The sequence below is a fragment of the Rhodoglobus galactosidasius genome (assembly GCF_054957775.1).
Map to the genome: position 1 here is coordinate 145,790 of NZ_JBQIAV010000003.1, position 16,293 is coordinate 162,082.

The 16,293-nt window shown below is 61.1% G+C and carries 16 protein-coding genes; 6 read left to right on the forward strand and 10 right to left on the reverse strand.

The genetic code is table 11. The annotated features are described in order from the left end of the window. Window positions 1-64 precede the first annotated feature (64 nt). From ACTJJW_RS04925 to ACTJJW_RS04935, 3 genes are all read right to left on the reverse strand, one after another. On the reverse strand, window positions 65-1,702 hold the full coding sequence (locus tag ACTJJW_RS04925; protein WP_462643024.1) for a DUF5671 domain-containing protein: 1,638 nt from the start codon (window positions 1,700-1,702) through the stop codon (window positions 65-67). Continuing rightward, on the reverse strand, window positions 1,699-2,184 hold the full coding sequence (locus tag ACTJJW_RS04930) for a nuclear transport factor 2 family protein (protein WP_462643025.1): 486 nt from the start codon (window positions 2,182-2,184) through the stop codon (window positions 1,699-1,701). The genes ACTJJW_RS04925 and ACTJJW_RS04930 overlap by 4 nt, the downstream gene beginning before the upstream one ends. Before the next feature lie 79 nt (window positions 2,185-2,263). Further along, on the reverse strand, window positions 2,264-4,006 hold the full coding sequence (locus ACTJJW_RS04935) for a cation:proton antiporter (RefSeq protein WP_462643026.1): 1,743 nt from the start codon (window positions 4,004-4,006) through the stop codon (window positions 2,264-2,266). A 712-nt stretch (window positions 4,007-4,718) separates the two neighbouring features. Here ACTJJW_RS04935 and ACTJJW_RS04940 point away from each other — a divergent pair. The 5 genes from ACTJJW_RS04940 to ACTJJW_RS04960 all read left to right on the forward strand — a co-directional run bounded on the left by ACTJJW_RS04940 (window position 4,719) and on the right by ACTJJW_RS04960 (window position 10,218). After that, window positions 4,719-5,102, forward strand: a complete 384-nt coding sequence (locus tag ACTJJW_RS04940; protein WP_462643027.1) for a nucleotidyl transferase AbiEii/AbiGii toxin family protein — start codon at window positions 4,719-4,721, stop codon at window positions 5,100-5,102. A 474-nt stretch (window positions 5,103-5,576) separates the two neighbouring features. Next, window positions 5,577-6,752 carry an ABC transporter substrate-binding protein gene (locus tag ACTJJW_RS04945; protein ID WP_462643028.1) on the forward strand — a complete coding sequence of 392 codons (1,176 nt, stop codon included), beginning with the start codon at window positions 5,577-5,579 and terminating at the stop codon, window positions 6,750-6,752. Window positions 6,753-6,821: 69 nt separating this feature from the next. Then, entirely contained in the window at window positions 6,822-7,697 is an 876-nt protein-coding gene (locus ACTJJW_RS04950; RefSeq protein WP_462643029.1) for a branched-chain amino acid ABC transporter permease, read from the forward strand. A gap of 2 nt (window positions 7,698-7,699) precedes the next feature. Further along, a complete protein-coding gene (locus tag ACTJJW_RS04955) occupies window positions 7,700-9,505 on the forward strand; it encodes a branched-chain amino acid ABC transporter ATP-binding protein/permease (RefSeq protein WP_462643030.1) in 1,806 nt (601 codons plus the stop codon). Continuing rightward, window positions 9,502-10,218 carry an ABC transporter ATP-binding protein gene (locus tag ACTJJW_RS04960; RefSeq protein WP_462643031.1) on the forward strand — a complete coding sequence of 239 codons (717 nt, stop codon included), beginning with the start codon at window positions 9,502-9,504 and terminating at the stop codon, window positions 10,216-10,218. Before ACTJJW_RS04955 ends, ACTJJW_RS04960 begins: the two co-directional genes overlap by 4 nt. 112 nt (window positions 10,219-10,330) lie before the next feature. Here the strand turns inward: ACTJJW_RS04960 and ACTJJW_RS04965 are convergent, their stop codons facing one another. The 6 genes from ACTJJW_RS04965 to ACTJJW_RS04990 form a co-directional block, all read right to left on the reverse strand. Continuing rightward, on the reverse strand, window positions 10,331-10,534 hold the full coding sequence (locus tag ACTJJW_RS04965) for a hypothetical protein (protein ID WP_462643032.1): 204 nt from the start codon (window positions 10,532-10,534) through the stop codon (window positions 10,331-10,333). Window positions 10,535-10,552: 18 nt separating this feature from the next. Beyond that, window positions 10,553-10,696 (reverse strand): hypothetical protein, encoded by a 144-nt coding sequence (locus ACTJJW_RS04970; RefSeq protein WP_462643033.1) that lies wholly within the window; start codon window positions 10,694-10,696, stop codon window positions 10,553-10,555. 245 nt (window positions 10,697-10,941) lie between these two features. Next, a complete protein-coding gene (locus ACTJJW_RS04975; protein WP_462643034.1) occupies window positions 10,942-11,703 on the reverse strand; it encodes an SDR family NAD(P)-dependent oxidoreductase in 762 nt (253 codons plus the stop codon). 13 nt (window positions 11,704-11,716) lie between these two features. Further along, window positions 11,717-12,286 carry an acetate uptake transporter gene (locus ACTJJW_RS04980; protein WP_462643035.1) on the reverse strand — a complete coding sequence of 190 codons (570 nt, stop codon included), beginning with the start codon at window positions 12,284-12,286 and terminating at the stop codon, window positions 11,717-11,719. Between the two features lie 54 nt (window positions 12,287-12,340). After that, window positions 12,341-13,273 (reverse strand): acetamidase/formamidase family protein, encoded by a 933-nt coding sequence (locus ACTJJW_RS04985; protein WP_462643036.1) that lies wholly within the window; start codon window positions 13,271-13,273, stop codon window positions 12,341-12,343. Window positions 13,274-13,360: 87 nt separating this feature from the next. Then, window positions 13,361-14,599 carry an alpha-hydroxy acid oxidase gene (locus tag ACTJJW_RS04990; RefSeq protein ID WP_462643037.1) on the reverse strand — a complete coding sequence of 413 codons (1,239 nt, stop codon included), beginning with the start codon at window positions 14,597-14,599 and terminating at the stop codon, window positions 13,361-13,363. An 83-nt stretch (window positions 14,600-14,682) separates the two neighbouring features. On the opposite strand from ACTJJW_RS04990, the gene ACTJJW_RS04995 reads away from it, so the two are divergent. Next, complete coding sequence (locus ACTJJW_RS04995; RefSeq protein ID WP_462643038.1) at window positions 14,683-15,336, forward strand: GntR family transcriptional regulator; 654 nt, start codon at window positions 14,683-14,685, stop codon at window positions 15,334-15,336. 274 nt (window positions 15,337-15,610) lie between these two features. Here the strand turns inward: ACTJJW_RS04995 and ACTJJW_RS05000 are convergent, their stop codons facing one another. After that, window positions 15,611-16,246 carry an MBL fold metallo-hydrolase gene (locus ACTJJW_RS05000; protein ID WP_462643039.1) on the reverse strand — a complete coding sequence of 212 codons (636 nt, stop codon included), beginning with the start codon at window positions 16,244-16,246 and terminating at the stop codon, window positions 15,611-15,613. Window positions 16,247-16,293: the final 47 nt, after the last annotated feature.

Consider the following 16,293-nt stretch of genomic DNA (forward strand, 5'->3'; position numbering starts at 1 on the left):
TAAAATGGAAATAGCTTGATAAAAACGGATGTGTTGTCAACGCACATCCAGCTGACTAGCGAACTCACCCGTTGATCCGAATAACTTCGACCTTGGCGTTCGCTCCCGCCACAACCAGCACGTCATTGGCCTCAATGCCGTCGAGTGCGGCGACGATCGCTGCGACATCCGGTTCACCCTCCGCCGCATCCGTGCGGCGAAGCACTGTGACACGCGCACCCGTGGAGGCGCGCACTGCGTCGATGAGTTCGGCGCTGTCGTTGGAGGTCACGAGTGTCACACGCTCAATGCGGCGGACGCGTTCTTCGGCGACGTCAGAGGCGCGATCCTTCTTCCAGATCGCGAAATGGTAGCTCGCCACGAGAACCGTTGCCGTGAGTAGTCCGAGCGCCTGACGTGAACGTTCAATGAAGGTCTCACCGCTGCTCCCATCGAGCAGGAACGAGAACAGTTGGAACCCGATCACGAGCAACGTGATGAGCGCCACCAACGCGCTGACACCAAAAATGATCACGAGGAAGATGCGCCGCCCCGGAGTCGCCACACGTTCGGGGGTTGACGCCTCAAGCGGGCGCCACGTCATCCACCAGAACACACCGCCGACAAGCAACGCACTGAGCCCACCCAGCAGCAGACTCCGGATGTTGCCCTCGACGATCGAGTTGCTTGACGTTGCCAGCAGCGCATTCAGGGTCACGCCGACACCCGACGCCGCGTACGCCAGCGAGACACCTGCACTCGCCAACCTGGTTGCCGCGCAAACTCCGGCGGACCGCGTAACAACAACACGGGCGTGATACACGAGAACCAGCGCACCAACGGCCGCACTTGCAAGCGCGATACCCAACGGATCGAGTGTGACAGCGAGCGGTTGCTGCAACCCCGTCACCAACTCGAGAATGGCCGACAGGGTGAGCGTGAAGCCCCAAGCGAGTACGGCATACGAGGCGAGACCCGCAGTGAAGACGAGGATCACATTCGTGAACCCGAACGACTGCCTGCGAACACCCACGCGGAACCAGTGCCACCACCACAGAAGCGCGCCACCGACCGCCCACACCAGTGACTGCATCACCAGCTGCCACACCGGGTCGCTGACCACGACACTGCCCGTGAACGTGTCGACAGCGGAGTCGATGAGTCTCCCCAAAGCGAAGACCAGTCCGCCTGCCGCGTACGTCAGGCCGATCAGGGAGGCGATCGCGGGGGCGGCACCCGGAAGCCTTGTGGGTGCCTTACGGGGATGCCGCCACATCCAGTAATGCCACAGCCACACAAGCCCCCACACGATACCCACGGCGAGCCCATACGGGTCCCAACCGGCGGTGATGGCACTAGCTACCCAAGAGAAGAGCGCGATCGTGGAGACGAGAAGCGCCACCGTGGACATGATCACGAGGTACACCGGCCAGATGACGGATGCCCGGTCGCGGGCAATGGCCGCGTCACGCCACGTCAGCCACCACAGGAGCGCGGCGAGGGGGCCCGCAATGATGGCAGAGGCCAGCGATGTTGCCAGACCGAAATTGTCAAAACTCACCTCGACGCGGTTGGCCGTGAACAGCCGTTCCAAGAGGCCACTCAGACCGCTCGCAGCGATGATCACCGTGGCCGCCAGCAACAAATACGTGATCACGCGCCGGACAGTTTGCACGCCTCCGACTGCAGGTGTCGCGCTGGGAGTTGGCGTCGTGGAGGTCATTCGCGAATTCCTTGGTTGTAGCACAAGGTCAGGTCCCACGGAGTCGTTTCAATCTTCCACAGTCCGCCCTCGCGAATCATCGTAAAAACTTCGTCAGATTCGTAGCCTGAACCGCCGAACTCGCCAGCGCGGCGTTCCATCGCCACCCGCACCACCGCGGTATCGCCGCTATTCTTCGACGAAATGACGGTCATCCGAAGGCCCTGAATCATGCTCGGCTCGGCCCGCTCGCAGTTGTCGCGAATATCGGAAGCGAGAAAGTCCCGTGCCGCCGTGTAGTCACTGTCGACCATCGCGCGCGAGTACGACTGCACGACACCTTCCGGCGTTGCGGGGTCCACATCCGCTGGCCCACCGCGGGTGAAGACCACCACGAGGGCGATCACCACAATGGCAGCAATGATGGAAAGGATCGCGATGAGCGTGCGATCTGGTCGCGCGGCTTCCGGCTTCATGAGGACATCATGCTCCTTCGGAGCCACTTAACCTACTGTCGCGTTTGCTCTTTCGGATCGTGTCAAGAAACACGGCCGTACGGTGGATGTCGCAATCGCGTTGCGCTCAGCCAACGGGCTTGCCGCGCATCTCCAGCGTGATCTGTGTCGCATCGAGATTGTCCAACGCATTCTCGAGCAGGTCGGAATCGAAGATGCCGTTGTCGCGCGCATCGAGGAGGGCCGTGCGCTGCGCACTAATGACTGCGAGCCGGTGCTGTTTGTCCGCCTCGAAGCGGGCTCGGCGAGGCGCATAGTCGTCGTCCGCCGCTGCGTGGTCGCCGCCATCCAACTGGTCGCCATCTACCGCGCCGATTTCTACCTCGTCGCCCACCACCGCAGGCTTCGGCACCGTCGCGGCGCTTGCCTTGAGCAGCGCGAAGAGCCTCGTGCGCTCAGCGGTGGCCCGCTCATCCTGCACCGCGTCATCAACCTTGGGGGAGATGCGTCGAACAAGGGCACCAATCGTGCCGCCCTGAACCAGAAGCGACAGCGCGGCGACCACGAACGCGATGAGCACGAGCGTTGATCGCAGCGGAGTATCCGAGGGGAGCGACTGCGCTGCCGCGACAGTGATCGCACCGCGCATACCCGCCCACATCACGGTGGTTCCCTCGCGCCAGCCGAGCGGTTCGCGCAAGAAATAGTCGATGTCGGCGAGAGAGCGCGTCACCAGTGACGTGACCCGCTCAACGTAGCGCGCCGACTTGGTGGGAGTGAGCCCGCTCGGGTGCTCCGGCGCATCCAGAATCTCTTGCGGTGTAGTCAGTCGCTCCTGAATCACTTCCATTCGGGGCTTCATTGTGGCGTGCCGCCGCGATCGACGGGTCAGCACGGCGAGCAGCGGTGCCACAAAAGCCGCGCGCACAAGAACAGTGATCACGAGCGCCCCCACCGCAATGAGCACGGCAGCCTTGATCCCAGCGTCGTCATTCTCGACATCCGTCAGAATGGCCGAAATCTGCAACCCCATCATCAAGAAAATGCTGCCCTCAAGCACAAGCTCGATCATGCGCCAGTTCTGGGAATCCGACATACGGTTTTGTGGTGAAAGAACACGCGCTGCTCGGACGCCGGTCACGAGGCCCGCGACAACCGCAGCGACCAGCCCAGAAGCCCCCAGAAGCTCCGCAGGGATGGCGGCAACAAACGGAACAGTAAACGACAGCGCAGTGTTGACTGTCGGGTCAGTAATGCGCTTACGAACCACTAGGTTAAGCAAGCCGACCGCGCCACCAATGATGAGCGCGATAACGACCGAATATGAGAACGAGGCAACCACACCCCAGAAAGAGAACGAGGTGGCAGTCGCCACGATCGCAGCCCTCAGCAGTGTTAGCGCCGTGGCATCGTTCAGCAGGCTCTCGCCGTCGAGCATCGCCACCACCCGCTTCGACACCGGAGTCTGCTTGATGATGGATGCTGCGACAGCATCCGTGGGGCTAACGATTGCGCCCAGTGCCACACCCCAAGCAAACCCAAGCCCGGGAATTGCCAGCATGAAGAACACACCCAAAATGAGCGACGTGCCCACGACAAGCACGACAGACAAGGCCCCGATTGCGCCGAACTCACGCCGGAAATTCATCGTCGGCAACGACACCGCAGCCGAATAGAGCAGCGGCGGCAGGATGCCCAGAAGAATAAGTTGAGGGTCAATCTGCACCGACTCGAACGCGGGCAGAAGGCTGGCAGCAACACCGATCGCAACCAAGACGAGTGGTGACGCGACGCCGAAACGAGGGCCGAGGAGGGTCGCAGCGGCGATCACCGCAAGGGCGGTCACCATCACGATCAGCAGTTGAGTCATGCGCTCAGCCTCACAGTAAAAGTTATCGAGAAGCTGGCAGCCCTAGACACGAATGATCGTATCGATCCTTTTGAGTGCACCCACTTGCCGACAGAAAGATCACACGACACCAGTTTGATCGCCTGCTTGAGTTAGGCGAATACGAGCGCATCGCACCGGGAACGTTCCTGCGTACGAATAGCACTGACGACACGACCGCAGCGTGGATGGCGATCGCCGTGAAACGACCGACCGCGACGCTCTGTCTGCTCACCGCACTCGCCCTGCACGAACTGACTGATGAAATCCCCCGTAGCAGTGACATTGCAATCCCGCGCGGAACGCACCCAATCAAAACGCACTATGCCCCAATCGCATGGCACCGTTTCTCGGCCGCTACATTCGAGATCGGCCGCAAGGAGCACGCGCTTCCGGGGGGGCCTGACCATAGGCCTGTACTCGGCTGAGCGCACAATCATTGACCTCTTTCGGCTGCGGTATGAGTGGGGGAGTGGCCTTGCTGTCACAGCCCTGAAGCGGTGGCTCCGCATGCGTGGAAACACGGCGGGAGCTTTGTTGACGATGGCGCACGACTTTCCGCAGTCCCGACCGGCCCTTCGGAACGCACTCGAAATCCTGCTGTGAGCCGTACTGCAGGCCACCCGGTTCGCCAACGATGCCGATGAGGTGGCAGCCCGCATCCGACAGATTGCTGTCACTCAGCTAGCTGACGATGGTTCTCGCAGAGAAAGTAGTCACGGCCATCGAACGTGGTGATGCAAATACCCGCTGGCGTGACTTCGCTGACATTTACACCCTCATCCGAGCACACACCGTCGATGCGCAAGAACTTGCCGCCTCGCTTTCCGCTGTCGCTGACCATCGACAGGCAGAGCTGAGCCCGCTGCTGCCAAGTCTAGAAGAGATGCCGAGTATCGCCCAGCCCAAATGGCGTGCGTGGCGATCGCGCGTCCACCGCGAAGAGGAACTCCCCGCGGAGTTTGCTGACGTAGTGAAGGTCATAGGAGCATTTGTCGACCCGATTCTCGGCCGGGCGCGAACTCACGGAGTTTGGTGGCCAGAATCCCCAACCTGGGACGAACCCTCGACGCCGTAGCTCGGGTGATGACTCGCCTGCGTGAATCGTTGCCGTGGGCATCCAGACTGTTGCAGAATCTAGAAAACGTTGGGTTGAATGGGGGAGTGGATCCAGAACTTTCCGTGCGTCTATTCCACGACGATGGGCCCGAATTGCACCGCTGTCACAGCTTGCCGGTGGCCTCAGCCACACCCTCGCGGGGTTGCGCAGCGATGTCGAGATCGCTGCGCTCGCCGAGCGGTGCAATCTGCTGCGTTCCGACGCTCGGTTTCCCGCCCCGCATGGGGAAATGCTTGCGGTGCTCTGGCCACTGTTCTAGCCGCGTGGCCCCGGCCTGCACCTGCAGAGGGGCTCGTAACCGAAACGTGATGATGCCTAAATTCCACGCCCGAATATTTGGCGTCCCGGTTCGAGGGGAGGAAAGATAGACTCGCCCAGACGGGTTTGTCTAGGCGCTAGGCGACTCGCGCACCTTGGCCAAGGAGGTCCACTATGAGAAGAAAACTGCTCTCTGCCGCTGTCTGCGGTTCAACCCTATTGCTCGTCCTCACCGCTTGCAGCACCCCCGCGGGAACGGATTCGACCGCCGATGGCGGCCTGACGGGAACAGGAACCGGAGCGGAATGCGTCATCGATTCCGCCGTGCCCATCGCCGCCGCGTTCAGCCTCACCGGTGCTGCCGCCCAATATGGTGAAGGCCAAAAGAACGCACTGGAACTCGCCGTTAAAGACCTGAACGCGGTTGGTGGAGTCACTTACGACCTCACCATCGAAGACGATGCGACCGACCCGAAACAGGCCATCCAGGTATTCGACACCTTCATCAGCTCGGGCGCCAGCATCATCATCGGCCCGACCCTGTCCAACACAGCGAAGCAGACGGACCCGATCGCGCAGGACGCGCAGGTTCCCGTGCTCGGCGTGTCGAATACCGCAGCTGGCATCACCGACATCGGCGACTACATCTTCCGCGATTCGCTCACCGAGGATGCTGTTATCCCGCAGACCGTCAAGGCTGCCGTTGACAAGCTCGGGGTGAAGAAGGTCGTTGTCATGTACGCCAACGATGACGCTTTCACCGAATCCGGTTATCAGGCTTTTGCCGCGGCACTTGAGGACCAGAACGTCGACGTAGCCGACACCCTCACATTCTCCAAGTCAGACACCGACTTCCGCGCCCTGCTCAATAAGGCCAAGCAGTCCAACGCGGACGCGATCATCGTTTCTGGTCTCATTGATGCGGCTGTGCCGCTCGTCACCCAGGCCCGCGAAATCGGTATTGATACTCCGATCATCGGTGGCAACGGTTTCAATTCACCGGCTCTCATCACTGGCGCCGGCGAAGCAGCTGAGGGCGTCATCGTGGGTGCCGCCTGGAACTCGGCCTCCGACAACCCGCAGAACGTGAAGTTCATCGAGGACTTCACTGCGACGTACAGCTCGGCTCCAGATCAGTTCGCCGCGCAAGCATACGCAGGAATGCAGATCATCGACCAGGCAGTGCGCACCACCTGTTCGGGCGAACGCGACGACATTAAGACGGGCCTCGGCGACATCACCGATGTTCCTACCGTTCTCGGTAATGTGACTCTGAACGCGAACCGCGACGTTGAACACGACGCCCTCGTGCAGATCGTTCAGGACGGCGAGTTCGTCATCCTGAACTAGCGTCACCGCACCGGCAACACACGCGTGCCGCCTTCGGGCGGCACGCGCCGAAAGACAGGGACATCACCAATGCAACTCTTCTTGGACGGGATTTTTCTCGGCTCGATCTACGCGTTGTTCGCGATCGGTTTCACCCTGGTGTTCGGTATTCTCGACCGGCTGAACTTGGCCCACGCCGCAGTTTTCACCGCCGGCGCCCTGGTTGGGATCGAGATCGTGACCCGATTTGGCGTTCCGATCTGGCTACTTATTCCCGTCGTGCTGGTTCTCGGCGCGGTGCTGGGCATCCTGATCGAACGCATCGCGTTCCGACCGCTCGCCGGTCGGCACGATGCGCACTTCGCAGGACTGATCTCCTCCATAGCGTTCGGCGCGATCATCCTCTCGCTGCTGCAGGCACTGTACGGGGCAGACACCCGGCGTTTTCCCGCGGATGCATTTCCGAGCACCCGGGTAGAAATTTTCGGTGCGACGGTTTCCCTGCTCCAAGTCATCATCCTGATCGTCAGTGTGTCGCTGATGGTTATCTTGACCTGGCTCGTGGCTAAGTCAAAGCTCGGCCGTGGCATGCGCACCATCGCCGAGAACCCGCACGCCGCCGCGGTTCTTGGCCTTAACGTTGGCCGGATCAGCAGCACCACCTTCGCTCTCTCCTCCGCACTAGGTGCTGTGGCCGGCGTGCTATTCACCCTGAACGTGAACGCCGCTTCCCTAGGAATCGGTCATGCCGTGGAGCTCAAGGCCCTCGCCGTGATCGTCGTCGGCGGGATGGGATCCTTGCCGGGTGCCCTGGTCGGCGGCCTGATCCTCGGTGTGGCCGAGGTGCTGGCCGTGAACTACATCGGCAGTTCGTGGCGAGACATGGTGGCGTTCGGGCTGTTGTTCCTTATCCTGATCCTTCGGCCGCAGGGCCTATTCGGCGCACGCAAGACGCGGGAGGTCTAATCATGTTCGCGGATTACACCTCGCTCATCACCCTGATCGCCTTGACCGCGATCCTCGCTTACAGCTTCTATGCCGTGCTCATCGCCGGCCAGCTGAGCCTGGCTCAGGTCGGGCTCGCCTCGCTGGCCGCTTTCACCTCCGCGCTCGTTGTCCCCGCGGAGCCACTTTTCGGTTTTATCCCCCCGCTTGCTATAGGCATCGTTTTCGGCATGCTCGTTGGCGCTATCGCCGCGTTCATCCTGGGTCTGCCCGTCATCCGTCTGCGCGGAGTATTTCTGGCGATCGCAACCCTCGCCTTCGGCGAAATGGTACGAATCTTCCTGATCAACCAGAGCTGGACGAACGGCGCGCAAGGGCTGAGCTTCTCGAAGCTCGTCGGCCCCGGCATCGCCTGGATCGCTCTAGCCGTTGTTGCCTACTGGTTCTGGCGCCTGTCTGGTTCCCGACTGGGGCGAGCCTTCGCCGCGATCAGGGAAGACGAACTAGCCGCAACCACGATGGGAATCGATGTTCCCCGGTACCGGATGGCTTCGTTCGTGATCGCGGGAGCGGTTGCTGGCCTCTACGGCGTGCTGCTCGCCCACTTCTCTCGGTTTGCCGACCCAAACGAGTTCTCGTTCACGGCCGCGGTAGATGGCTTAGTCACGGCCGTAGTCGGTGGAGTCACCCTGTTTGTTGGTCCGATCCTCGGCTCCGCGTTCCTCAGCGTCCTTCCTGAGGTGCAGCGCGTGATCGGTATTGACGCTGGATGGATCCGCCCGACCATCTCCGGCGTGCTGCTCCTCGTGGTGATTCTCTTCCTCCCGGGCGGACTCTCAGGCCTCATCCCGCGGAGAAAATCGGCCAAGAGACTGATCGCAGATCCCTCGCTTCGACCCGCCCTGCCTGCCTTGCCTGCGGCCGGCTCTGAACTCGTGAGCCTCAGCCGCCTCGGCAAGTCCTACGGAGGAGTGCACGCCGTGCAATCGGTAGACCTCACCGTGAATGCCGGGAAGGTTCTCGGCCTGATCGGTCCGAACGGTGCAGGCAAGACCACCCTCGTGAACATGGTCACCGCCTTGACGCCTCCGACCACGGGAACCGGCACCGTACTTGGCGTTCCGCTTTCCGCCACCACAAAGGCTCACCGCTTGGCCCAGGCCGGAGTTGCGCGCACCTTCCAGCAAATCAAGCTCTTCAACCGACTCTCCGCGCTCGAGAATGTGCTCGTCGGCGGGTACCGCATTACTCAGGACACGCTGCTGCGTCGACTGTTGTTTCTGCCCTCGGCTCGTCGTTCGGAGCGCGAAGCCGTGGCTATGGCCTCTGCGCAGTTGATTCGCGTTGGGCTCGCCGACAAGGCGTCCAATGCCGCCGGTGACCTCTCCTATGGCGACCAGCGTCGGTTAGAGATCGCTCGTGCGCTGGCCTCGCATCCGTCTCTTCTGGTGCTCGATGAGCCCGCTGCCGGAATGAACCATGTCGAAGCAGCAAGTTTGTCGGAGCTTATTCGTTCGCTTGCCGCCGACGGAATCGCGGTGCTCGTAATCGAGCACAACGTGAGGATGATGCTGGCCACCTGTGATCGCATCATGGTGCTGAATTTCGGTGAGATCATCGCTTTCGGAAAGCCCGGTGACATTGCTAGGGACCCGCGGGTGCTTGAGGCCTACCTCGGCTCAGTCGGCTCCGACGAAGACGCCGACGCGGCATCCGTGCTCGCCTCCGAGAACCTCGCTCAGGTCGCCGCCGACCGGGACAGCGATCAGTCGGGGCATCACAGCGACCCTGCTCCCGACGGCGAGACTAACCCGGAGGAGAACCGATGAGCGATCCGATCCTGAGCGTCGAGGGCCTGCGGGTCAACTATGGCCGTGTGGAGGCTGTGCGCAACGTGTCCTTCGAGGTGCCCGAGGGTGCACTGGTCACCTTGGTGGGAGCCAACGGTGCTGGCAAGACCTCCGTCTTGAACGCCGTTTCAGGTCTGCTGCGTCCTCGCCAGGGTGTCATCACGTTCGAGGGCAAGGACATCACCAAGTGGCCGGCGCACCGTCTTGTGAAGGCCGGCCTGGTGCAGGTTCCCGAAGGGCGAGAAATTCTTGGCACGCTCACCGTGGCCGAGAATCTCAGCCTAGGAGGCTGGCACCGAAAAAACAGCACCCTGCACGCGAAAGTCTCCGAGGTCTACGAACGTTTTCCGGTGTTGTTCGAACGACGCAAGCTGCACGCGGGCGCGCTGTCCGGTGGCGAGCAGCAGATGCTGTCGATCGCTCGCGCCCTGATTGCCGAACCCAAGGTGCTCCTGCTCGACGAACCGTCGATGGGGCTGGCGCCGAAGATCGTCGACGAGGTCTTTGCAGTGATCGAGGAGATCCGGCTGACAGGCACCACCGTGGTGCTCGTTGAGCAGAACGCTCGACGCGCCCTAGCGGCAGCTGATTATGGCTACGTGCTGGAAACCGGCGAGGTTTCACATTTCGGCCCCGCGCACGAGTTGCTCGCTGACGAGAAGGTCATCGAGGCTTACCTGGGCCTCGACTAACCCCCTCTCAGCGCGCCCAGCGATCACTTTCTCGCCGTGACACCCTCACCGAGCACGGTGAGGGTGTCGGTGGGTTCGTCGCGCTTGATTGTTGTCGCTAGCGGAACCTCTTTCACGAATGCCCGCAGCACTGCCGAGAGCAGCGCAGCGGCACCATGTAGAGGAACACAGGAGCAAGTGCGTCGTTGTAGGAGCTGACAATGATCTCGCGCACGGCATCCGGAAGGTCGCGCACTGCGCCCGGCGTCAACGAGTTCGTGTCACCCGTGTCACCCATCATCGGGATCATCAAGAACCCAGCCTGGGTCGCATTCACGCCGGTAACCATCTGAAGTTACGTGGGCATGTAGGCGAGAGCACCAAACATGGCGATACCTGGGATGAGACCGGATGTCGTGGTCAGCACAAAGTTGCGTTCCTTGAACATGTTCGACGGCATGATCGGCTCAGCAGCGGAGGTGATGGCCAGCCGGATCATGCCGGCAACATCAATCGTGGGTTTGCAGCTCGCGCTCGACCTGTAAGGCTGTTTCTGGTCCCTGGGTGGTATCTCGCGCCACTGCTGATACCGGCGCGGGTGCTAAGGAGGCTTCACGCAGCAACCCTTGTAGTGCTCCCAGGCATCGCGAGAACTCATCAAGGTCGAGCGAGAAAGGTGACCCATCCCCGCAGTGTGAAGCCAGGGACGGGCCACCCATTCGAACAGACGTTAGAGGGAGGCGCCTAAAACTGTATTCCCTTCGTCAGGGCGCCATCCATCAGGAAGTTTGCACCGCTGACCCGGCTGGATACTGGGCTTGACAGAAAAACAACTCCGGCGGCGATCTCTTCGGGGGTTCCCATTCTTCCGGTCGGGTTCAGGCCCATGGCGAAGCTGAACAGTTCGGGGTTTCCACCCTCGATGCTCTCCCACACCCCGCCGGGGAAGTAGGTGTTGCCCGGCGAGACCGAGTTCACCCGGATGCTCTTCTCCGCAACCTGAAGCGCCACACCGGCCATATAGCCGAGGATCGCTGTCTTCATCGTTCCGTAAGGGCCGGACGCGAAGTCTGCCTCCCGGCCAGAAACGCTGGAAATGGCCACCACCGACTTCACGGAGCTCTGCTCCAGATAGGGGAGCACTGCCTTCACCAAGTTCACGGTTCCCATCAGGTCGACGCGAAAAGAGGCTTCCCAGTTCTCATCGGTATCTGGAATGGCCAGGGCGCTGACGTTCGCCACCGCCATGTCGATGCCACCGAACTCAGCCGCGCTACTTTCCACCCACGCTTTCAGGGCGTCGGCGTCGGCGACATCCAGCACTGTGCCTTTCGCCTTGACGCCCAGGGCGCCAATCGCCTTCTCGGTCGCTGCCACTTCTTTGGCATCCCTGGCGCAGAAGGCGACATTGGCCCCCTCTGTGGCGAAGAGTTCGGCGATTGCCCGCCCGATGCCTCTGGTGCCACCGGTGACGAGAGCGGTTTTTCCCTTGATCTTCAGATCCATTTTCTGCTCCTTCTTATTTGCGGAACGGTGAGCCGATGGGAAGCACCGTTTTGTCATACATCTCGTTGATGAGGAACGCGAACGCGAGGTAGATCGCGAGTGCACCCGTGAGGATTCCCTCGTATCCACCGAAGAGGCTGAGCGCCGCGCTTCCGGTGATGGCGCCCAGGCCCAGTGAGCCCAGCAGGATCACGGTCAAGACGAGGATGATCGTCAGCACCCGTGGGGCCACAGTTGAGGCGATCACGAGGCCGAGGGTGAACACCGCCCAGATGATCAGGTACCAGCCGACTCCGGTGTTGGTGACAGTCCACCAGTCGTTGAGGGCCCCGATATTGAGGAAGGCGAATGACAGCCACAGGAAGGAGAAACCGCCGAAGGCGGTCATTCCAAAGGTGTCGCCTTGCCGGAAGAGCATTGCTGCAACCATCGTCTGCGCAGCACCACCGAAGAAGATTGCCATGGCGAAGACCATGCCGTCAACCGGGTAGATGCCGCTATTGGCTAGGCTCAAAAGCACCGTGGACATTCCATATCCCAGCAGTCCGAGGACAGCCGGATTTGCAACTTTTACATCACTCACTCTCATACTCCTTTGTATGTTCTGTTCGCGAGGCCAAGGTTTTGGGCTCCTGCGCTAGCGGACGTTCTTGGCCGCTTCGCGAAGCTGTTGATGCAGACCCTGATAGGCGATGCCCGAAGGCATCAGTGATTTCTTCACCTTCACTACGACGCTGTAATTGGCGTCCACAGCGTTGGCGATCGGCGCGCGCGAAATTTGGGTGAGTAATTGGTAGGCATCCATTTGGTGGAGCCCGAACATCTCGGTGAACCAATTCACCATCTCGACTTGGGCAATCCGCCAAGAATCCTCCATGGGTCTGGATGATCCGACGACCATCCAGTAGTCGTCGTTCTCCAGGCGTGGCCAGAGGGGAGCCGAGCCTTTGATTAACTCGACGATGATGACCGAGTTCATCGCGCCCTCCACCGCGGTGCCACAGGCTTCACCCTCACCCTGCCGGTAGTGTCCATCGCCTATCGAGAAGAGCGCCCCTTCAACGTTTACGCCGAGATAGGCTGTGGTGCCGATTTTCATCTCGGGGGTGTCCATATTGCCGCCGAACCGCTCAGGAACCAAGCTGGTTCGCACTTCGTTCGCCGCCGGTGCAAGCCCCACCGTTCCGAGCATGCACTCCAGGGGTAGGGCGACCTCGAAGTCGCCGAACCGGGCTTGAAACCCCACCGTCTGATGCTCGCTGTCAACCTCATAGATCCAGGTGGCCTCGGGCAGTGCTTCCTGCAGCAGGGCAGTTCTATCGGTGCTGGTGAGCCCGCCGAAGAACGGAATCGTCGTCGATGCCCCGAATCCGCGCGCCGGTGTCAGGTCGACGATGTGAATGGCCAGAGTGTCGCCGGGTTCCGCGCCGTCAACATAGAACGGGCCGGTTTGAGGGTTCACATACCGCATATCGAGTTTCTGACTCGACAGATCGCTGGTCGATTGCAGCGCGAAGTTGAAGGCATCCTCTGACCACAGGCGTAACGCTGTGCCGGGCTTGATGCGCATGACGGGCTCTGCGCCGCCGAATGTATACACATACTGTGAACGTTCTGGTGTAAATTCGATGTCTTGCATTTTCCTGCTACCTCCGAGTCAATTCGTCGCGTATGGAACAAGCCGTCTCAGCTGGGTCACATGTCGAGGGGTAAGTTCCTCGATATCCGCGACGCCCAGCAGCCGCATGGTTCTGAAGAGCTGGTCCGACAGAATTTGGAGGCTGCGCTCTACACCGTCCTGGCCCCCTGCCATCAGACCGTAAAGGTATGCCCGGCCGATCAAGGTGCTGCGCGCGCCCATCGCAATGCTCGCGACGACATCGGCACCCGACATAATTCCGGTATCGAGCAGAATCTCGAGATCGCCGCCTACCTCCTTGACTACTTCAGGTAGCAGGTGGAAGGGCACGGGGGCACGATCGAGTTGACGGCCTCCGTGGTTGGACAAGACGATGCCGTCGGCGCCGTGCTTGGCCAATGCCACCGCATCTTCTAGGGATTGCACTCCTTTGACCACGAGTTTTCCCGGCCACATCTCTCGCATCCACGCCAAGTCTTCGAAGGTGATGCTCGGGTCGAACATCGAGTCGATCAACTCCCCGACGGTGCCGTCCCAGTGGGAGAGGCTCGCAAAGGTCAGCGGCTCGGTGGTGAGGAAGTTGATCCACCATTCTGGGTGCGGAATCGCTGTGAGGATCGTTGAGGGGGTGAGTTCGGGCGGTATCGACATGCCATTGCGCTTGTCTCGCAGCCGCGCCCCCGCCACAGGAACGTCGACTGTGACCACGAGGGTGTCGTAGCCGGCGTTTTTGGCGCGGGTGACCAGCTCCATCGAGCGCTCTCTATCGTGCAGCATGTAGAGCTGGAACCACAGGCGTCCTTGAGGACTTGCGGCTCGCAGGGACTCGGCCGAGGCCGTACCCATGGTAGAAAGCGTGAAGGGGATTCCGAATTTGCTGGCTGCCTGGGAGCCGGCAAGTTCGCCCTCAGTGTGCATCATTCGGGTGAACCCCGTCGGCGCGATGGCGATCGGAATCCGGCTCGGCCCGCCTAGTACGTTTCGCGAAGCGTTGACCGTGGTCACGTCTCGCAGAATTGAAGGGTGGAATTCGATATCTTCGAACGCTTGACGTGCACGGAAAATAGACAACTCGGCTTCGGCCGCGCCGTCGGTGTAATCGAATGGCGCTCGCGGAGTTCTCCGTTTCGCAATGTCACGGAGGTCGTAGATGGTGAGGGCGGCTTGCAGCCGTCGCCGCTTAGCATTCAACTCCGGTTTCTTGAATGCTAGGAGCTGGGCGAAGTCTCGCGGACGGGGGAAGCGTCTACCTACCAAAGGGTGCTCCAATGCTCACCTGTTAACGTGAGCATAGAGCTTGCTTGTAAACTTGTCTAACAATATTGGGATGGAGCTTGTGAATGGCGATTGATCTGCACACCACGTCGTTACCCGAGGCGGTGTACAACACGCTGCGCGAGAGCATCATCGCAAGCACTGATCCACCGGGGTCGGTGCTCACCGAGACCGCTGTGTCCGCGCGCTATGGGGTTGCGCGCCCCACTGCGAAGGTAGCGATCGAGCGACTGGTGAGCGAGGGGTTGCTTCGTCGAAGTGCGCACCGCACCGCACAAGTTCCGGTGCTCGATGAGTCGGACATCTACGACCTCTATGCCAGCCGGGTCGTGGTGGAGGAAGCCGCATTGCGCAACCTCGCCCTGACGGGAGTGGTGCCTGCGGCGGCGATCAGTGCTCACCGGGAGCTGAAGGTCGCCGCTGATTCGGGGGAGCCGACCAGCTATGCGCGCGCCGACATCGCATTTCATCAGGCGCTCGTTCTTGGGCAGCCGAGCCCAAGGTTGGCCAAGATGCACGCATTGATAATGGGGGAGATAGAGTTGTGCATCGGTCAGGTGGACTCGAACAGCCTACTCACTGCGGCCGATGTCGCCGCCCAGCACCAAGGGATTCTGGATGCCGTCATCGAGGCTGATCCAGAGCTTGCCGGCACCCGCACTCGCGAGCACATTCTGATATCACGCGATCGGCTCCTCAACTACAGGCATAGTACCTAGCCGTCGACAAGCGTTTCGCAGGAAGCGGCCTTGGCACATTGCTGCTTCAGGAAGCAATCCTTAAGGGCGTCGAAGCCTCACCACTAGTCGGAGCGCGTGCACTGGTAGCGCACGCCATCACCATGGCAGACGCCGAAGCTACCATCACGGAGATGGCGACCTGAGGCGAGCAACAAACAAGCTACCCGCCTGCGAGTTCAGGAACGTGTTCTGCACGACCAGCACCAGAACCTGCATGCTCATACCGAACGCCAGCTCTGGCTGTGATTTGTGACTACAACGCGAGCGTCTCGCCAGGCTGCAGCACCGTGAGCTCGCCACCATAGCCGGCCATAACATCCACAATTCGGGCCGCCGCGATCGCGAGCCCTTTGTCAGAGAGCACGGCATCGTGCGTCTGAATCGCGCGCTTCGGGGCTAGCTCAGCCACGTAATCCATGACCTCGCTGATCTTCAACCACGGAGCACCCGCGGGAATTGCGGCGCTCGCGACCGGCTTCGGCGGCACGGTGAACGAGTCGCCGCCGTACCAAAACTCGCCATTCACGAGCACACCAAGGTTGTCGATGACGGGGATCGATTCGTGGATGACAGCATGCTCGCCACCAAAGAATTCCAGCGTCCACGCACCAACAGTTTCACTCGCGCCGTCGACGACTGTCGTGACGTTCCAGTCACTGGCAGCGGCCGCGACACCGGCAGGACCGAAGATCGGCGCGTCGGGATTGTTTTCGCGAATGCGCGCAAGCTGCTCGCCCGTCCAGTGGTCGGGATGCTGGTGGGTGATCACAATCGCGGTCACGTTGTCGAGCGGCGGCAGAGGGGCAGTGAACCCGCCGGGATCGATAACGAGTCGTTGGTTTTCGTGCTCAAGAACGAGGCACGCGTGCTCATACTTGGTGACATTCATGCCACGAGCCTAGACCGGTGGTGCACGCGGTGCATCTGATGCGAATC

Excerpts from the sequence above, each read along its gene's own strand:
- ACTJJW_RS04925 (WP_462643024.1), bottom strand. The coding sequence starts at position 1,702 with ATGACCTCCACGACGCCAACTCCCAGCGCGACACCTGCAGTCGGAGGC.
- ACTJJW_RS04935 (WP_462643026.1), bottom strand. The coding sequence starts at position 4,006 with ATGACTCAACTGCTGATCGTGATGGTGACCGCCCTTGCGGTGATCGCC.
- ACTJJW_RS04940 (WP_462643027.1), top strand. The coding sequence starts at position 4,719 with ATGGTTCTCGCAGAGAAAGTAGTCACGGCCATCGAACGTGGTGATGCA.
- ACTJJW_RS04945 (WP_462643028.1), top strand. The coding sequence starts at position 5,577 with ATGAGAAGAAAACTGCTCTCTGCCGCTGTCTGCGGTTCAACCCTATTG.
- ACTJJW_RS04950 (WP_462643029.1), top strand. The coding sequence starts at position 6,822 with ATGCAACTCTTCTTGGACGGGATTTTTCTCGGCTCGATCTACGCGTTG.
- ACTJJW_RS04955 (WP_462643030.1), top strand. The coding sequence starts at position 7,700 with ATGTTCGCGGATTACACCTCGCTCATCACCCTGATCGCCTTGACCGCG.
- ACTJJW_RS04960 (WP_462643031.1), top strand. The coding sequence starts at position 9,502 with ATGAGCGATCCGATCCTGAGCGTCGAGGGCCTGCGGGTCAACTATGGC.
- ACTJJW_RS04970 (WP_462643033.1), bottom strand. The coding sequence starts at position 10,696 with ATGATCCGGCTGGCCATCACCTCCGCTGCTGAGCCGATCATGCCGTCG.
- ACTJJW_RS04975 (WP_462643034.1), bottom strand. The coding sequence starts at position 11,703 with ATGGATCTGAAGATCAAGGGAAAAACCGCTCTCGTCACCGGTGGCACC.
- ACTJJW_RS04985 (WP_462643036.1), bottom strand. The coding sequence starts at position 13,273 with ATGCGCATCAAGCCCGGCACAGCGTTACGCCTGTGGTCAGAGGATGCC.
- ACTJJW_RS04995 (WP_462643038.1), top strand. The coding sequence starts at position 14,683 with ATGGCGATTGATCTGCACACCACGTCGTTACCCGAGGCGGTGTACAAC.
- ACTJJW_RS05000 (WP_462643039.1), bottom strand. The coding sequence starts at position 16,246 with ATGAATGTCACCAAGTATGAGCACGCGTGCCTCGTTCTTGAGCACGAA.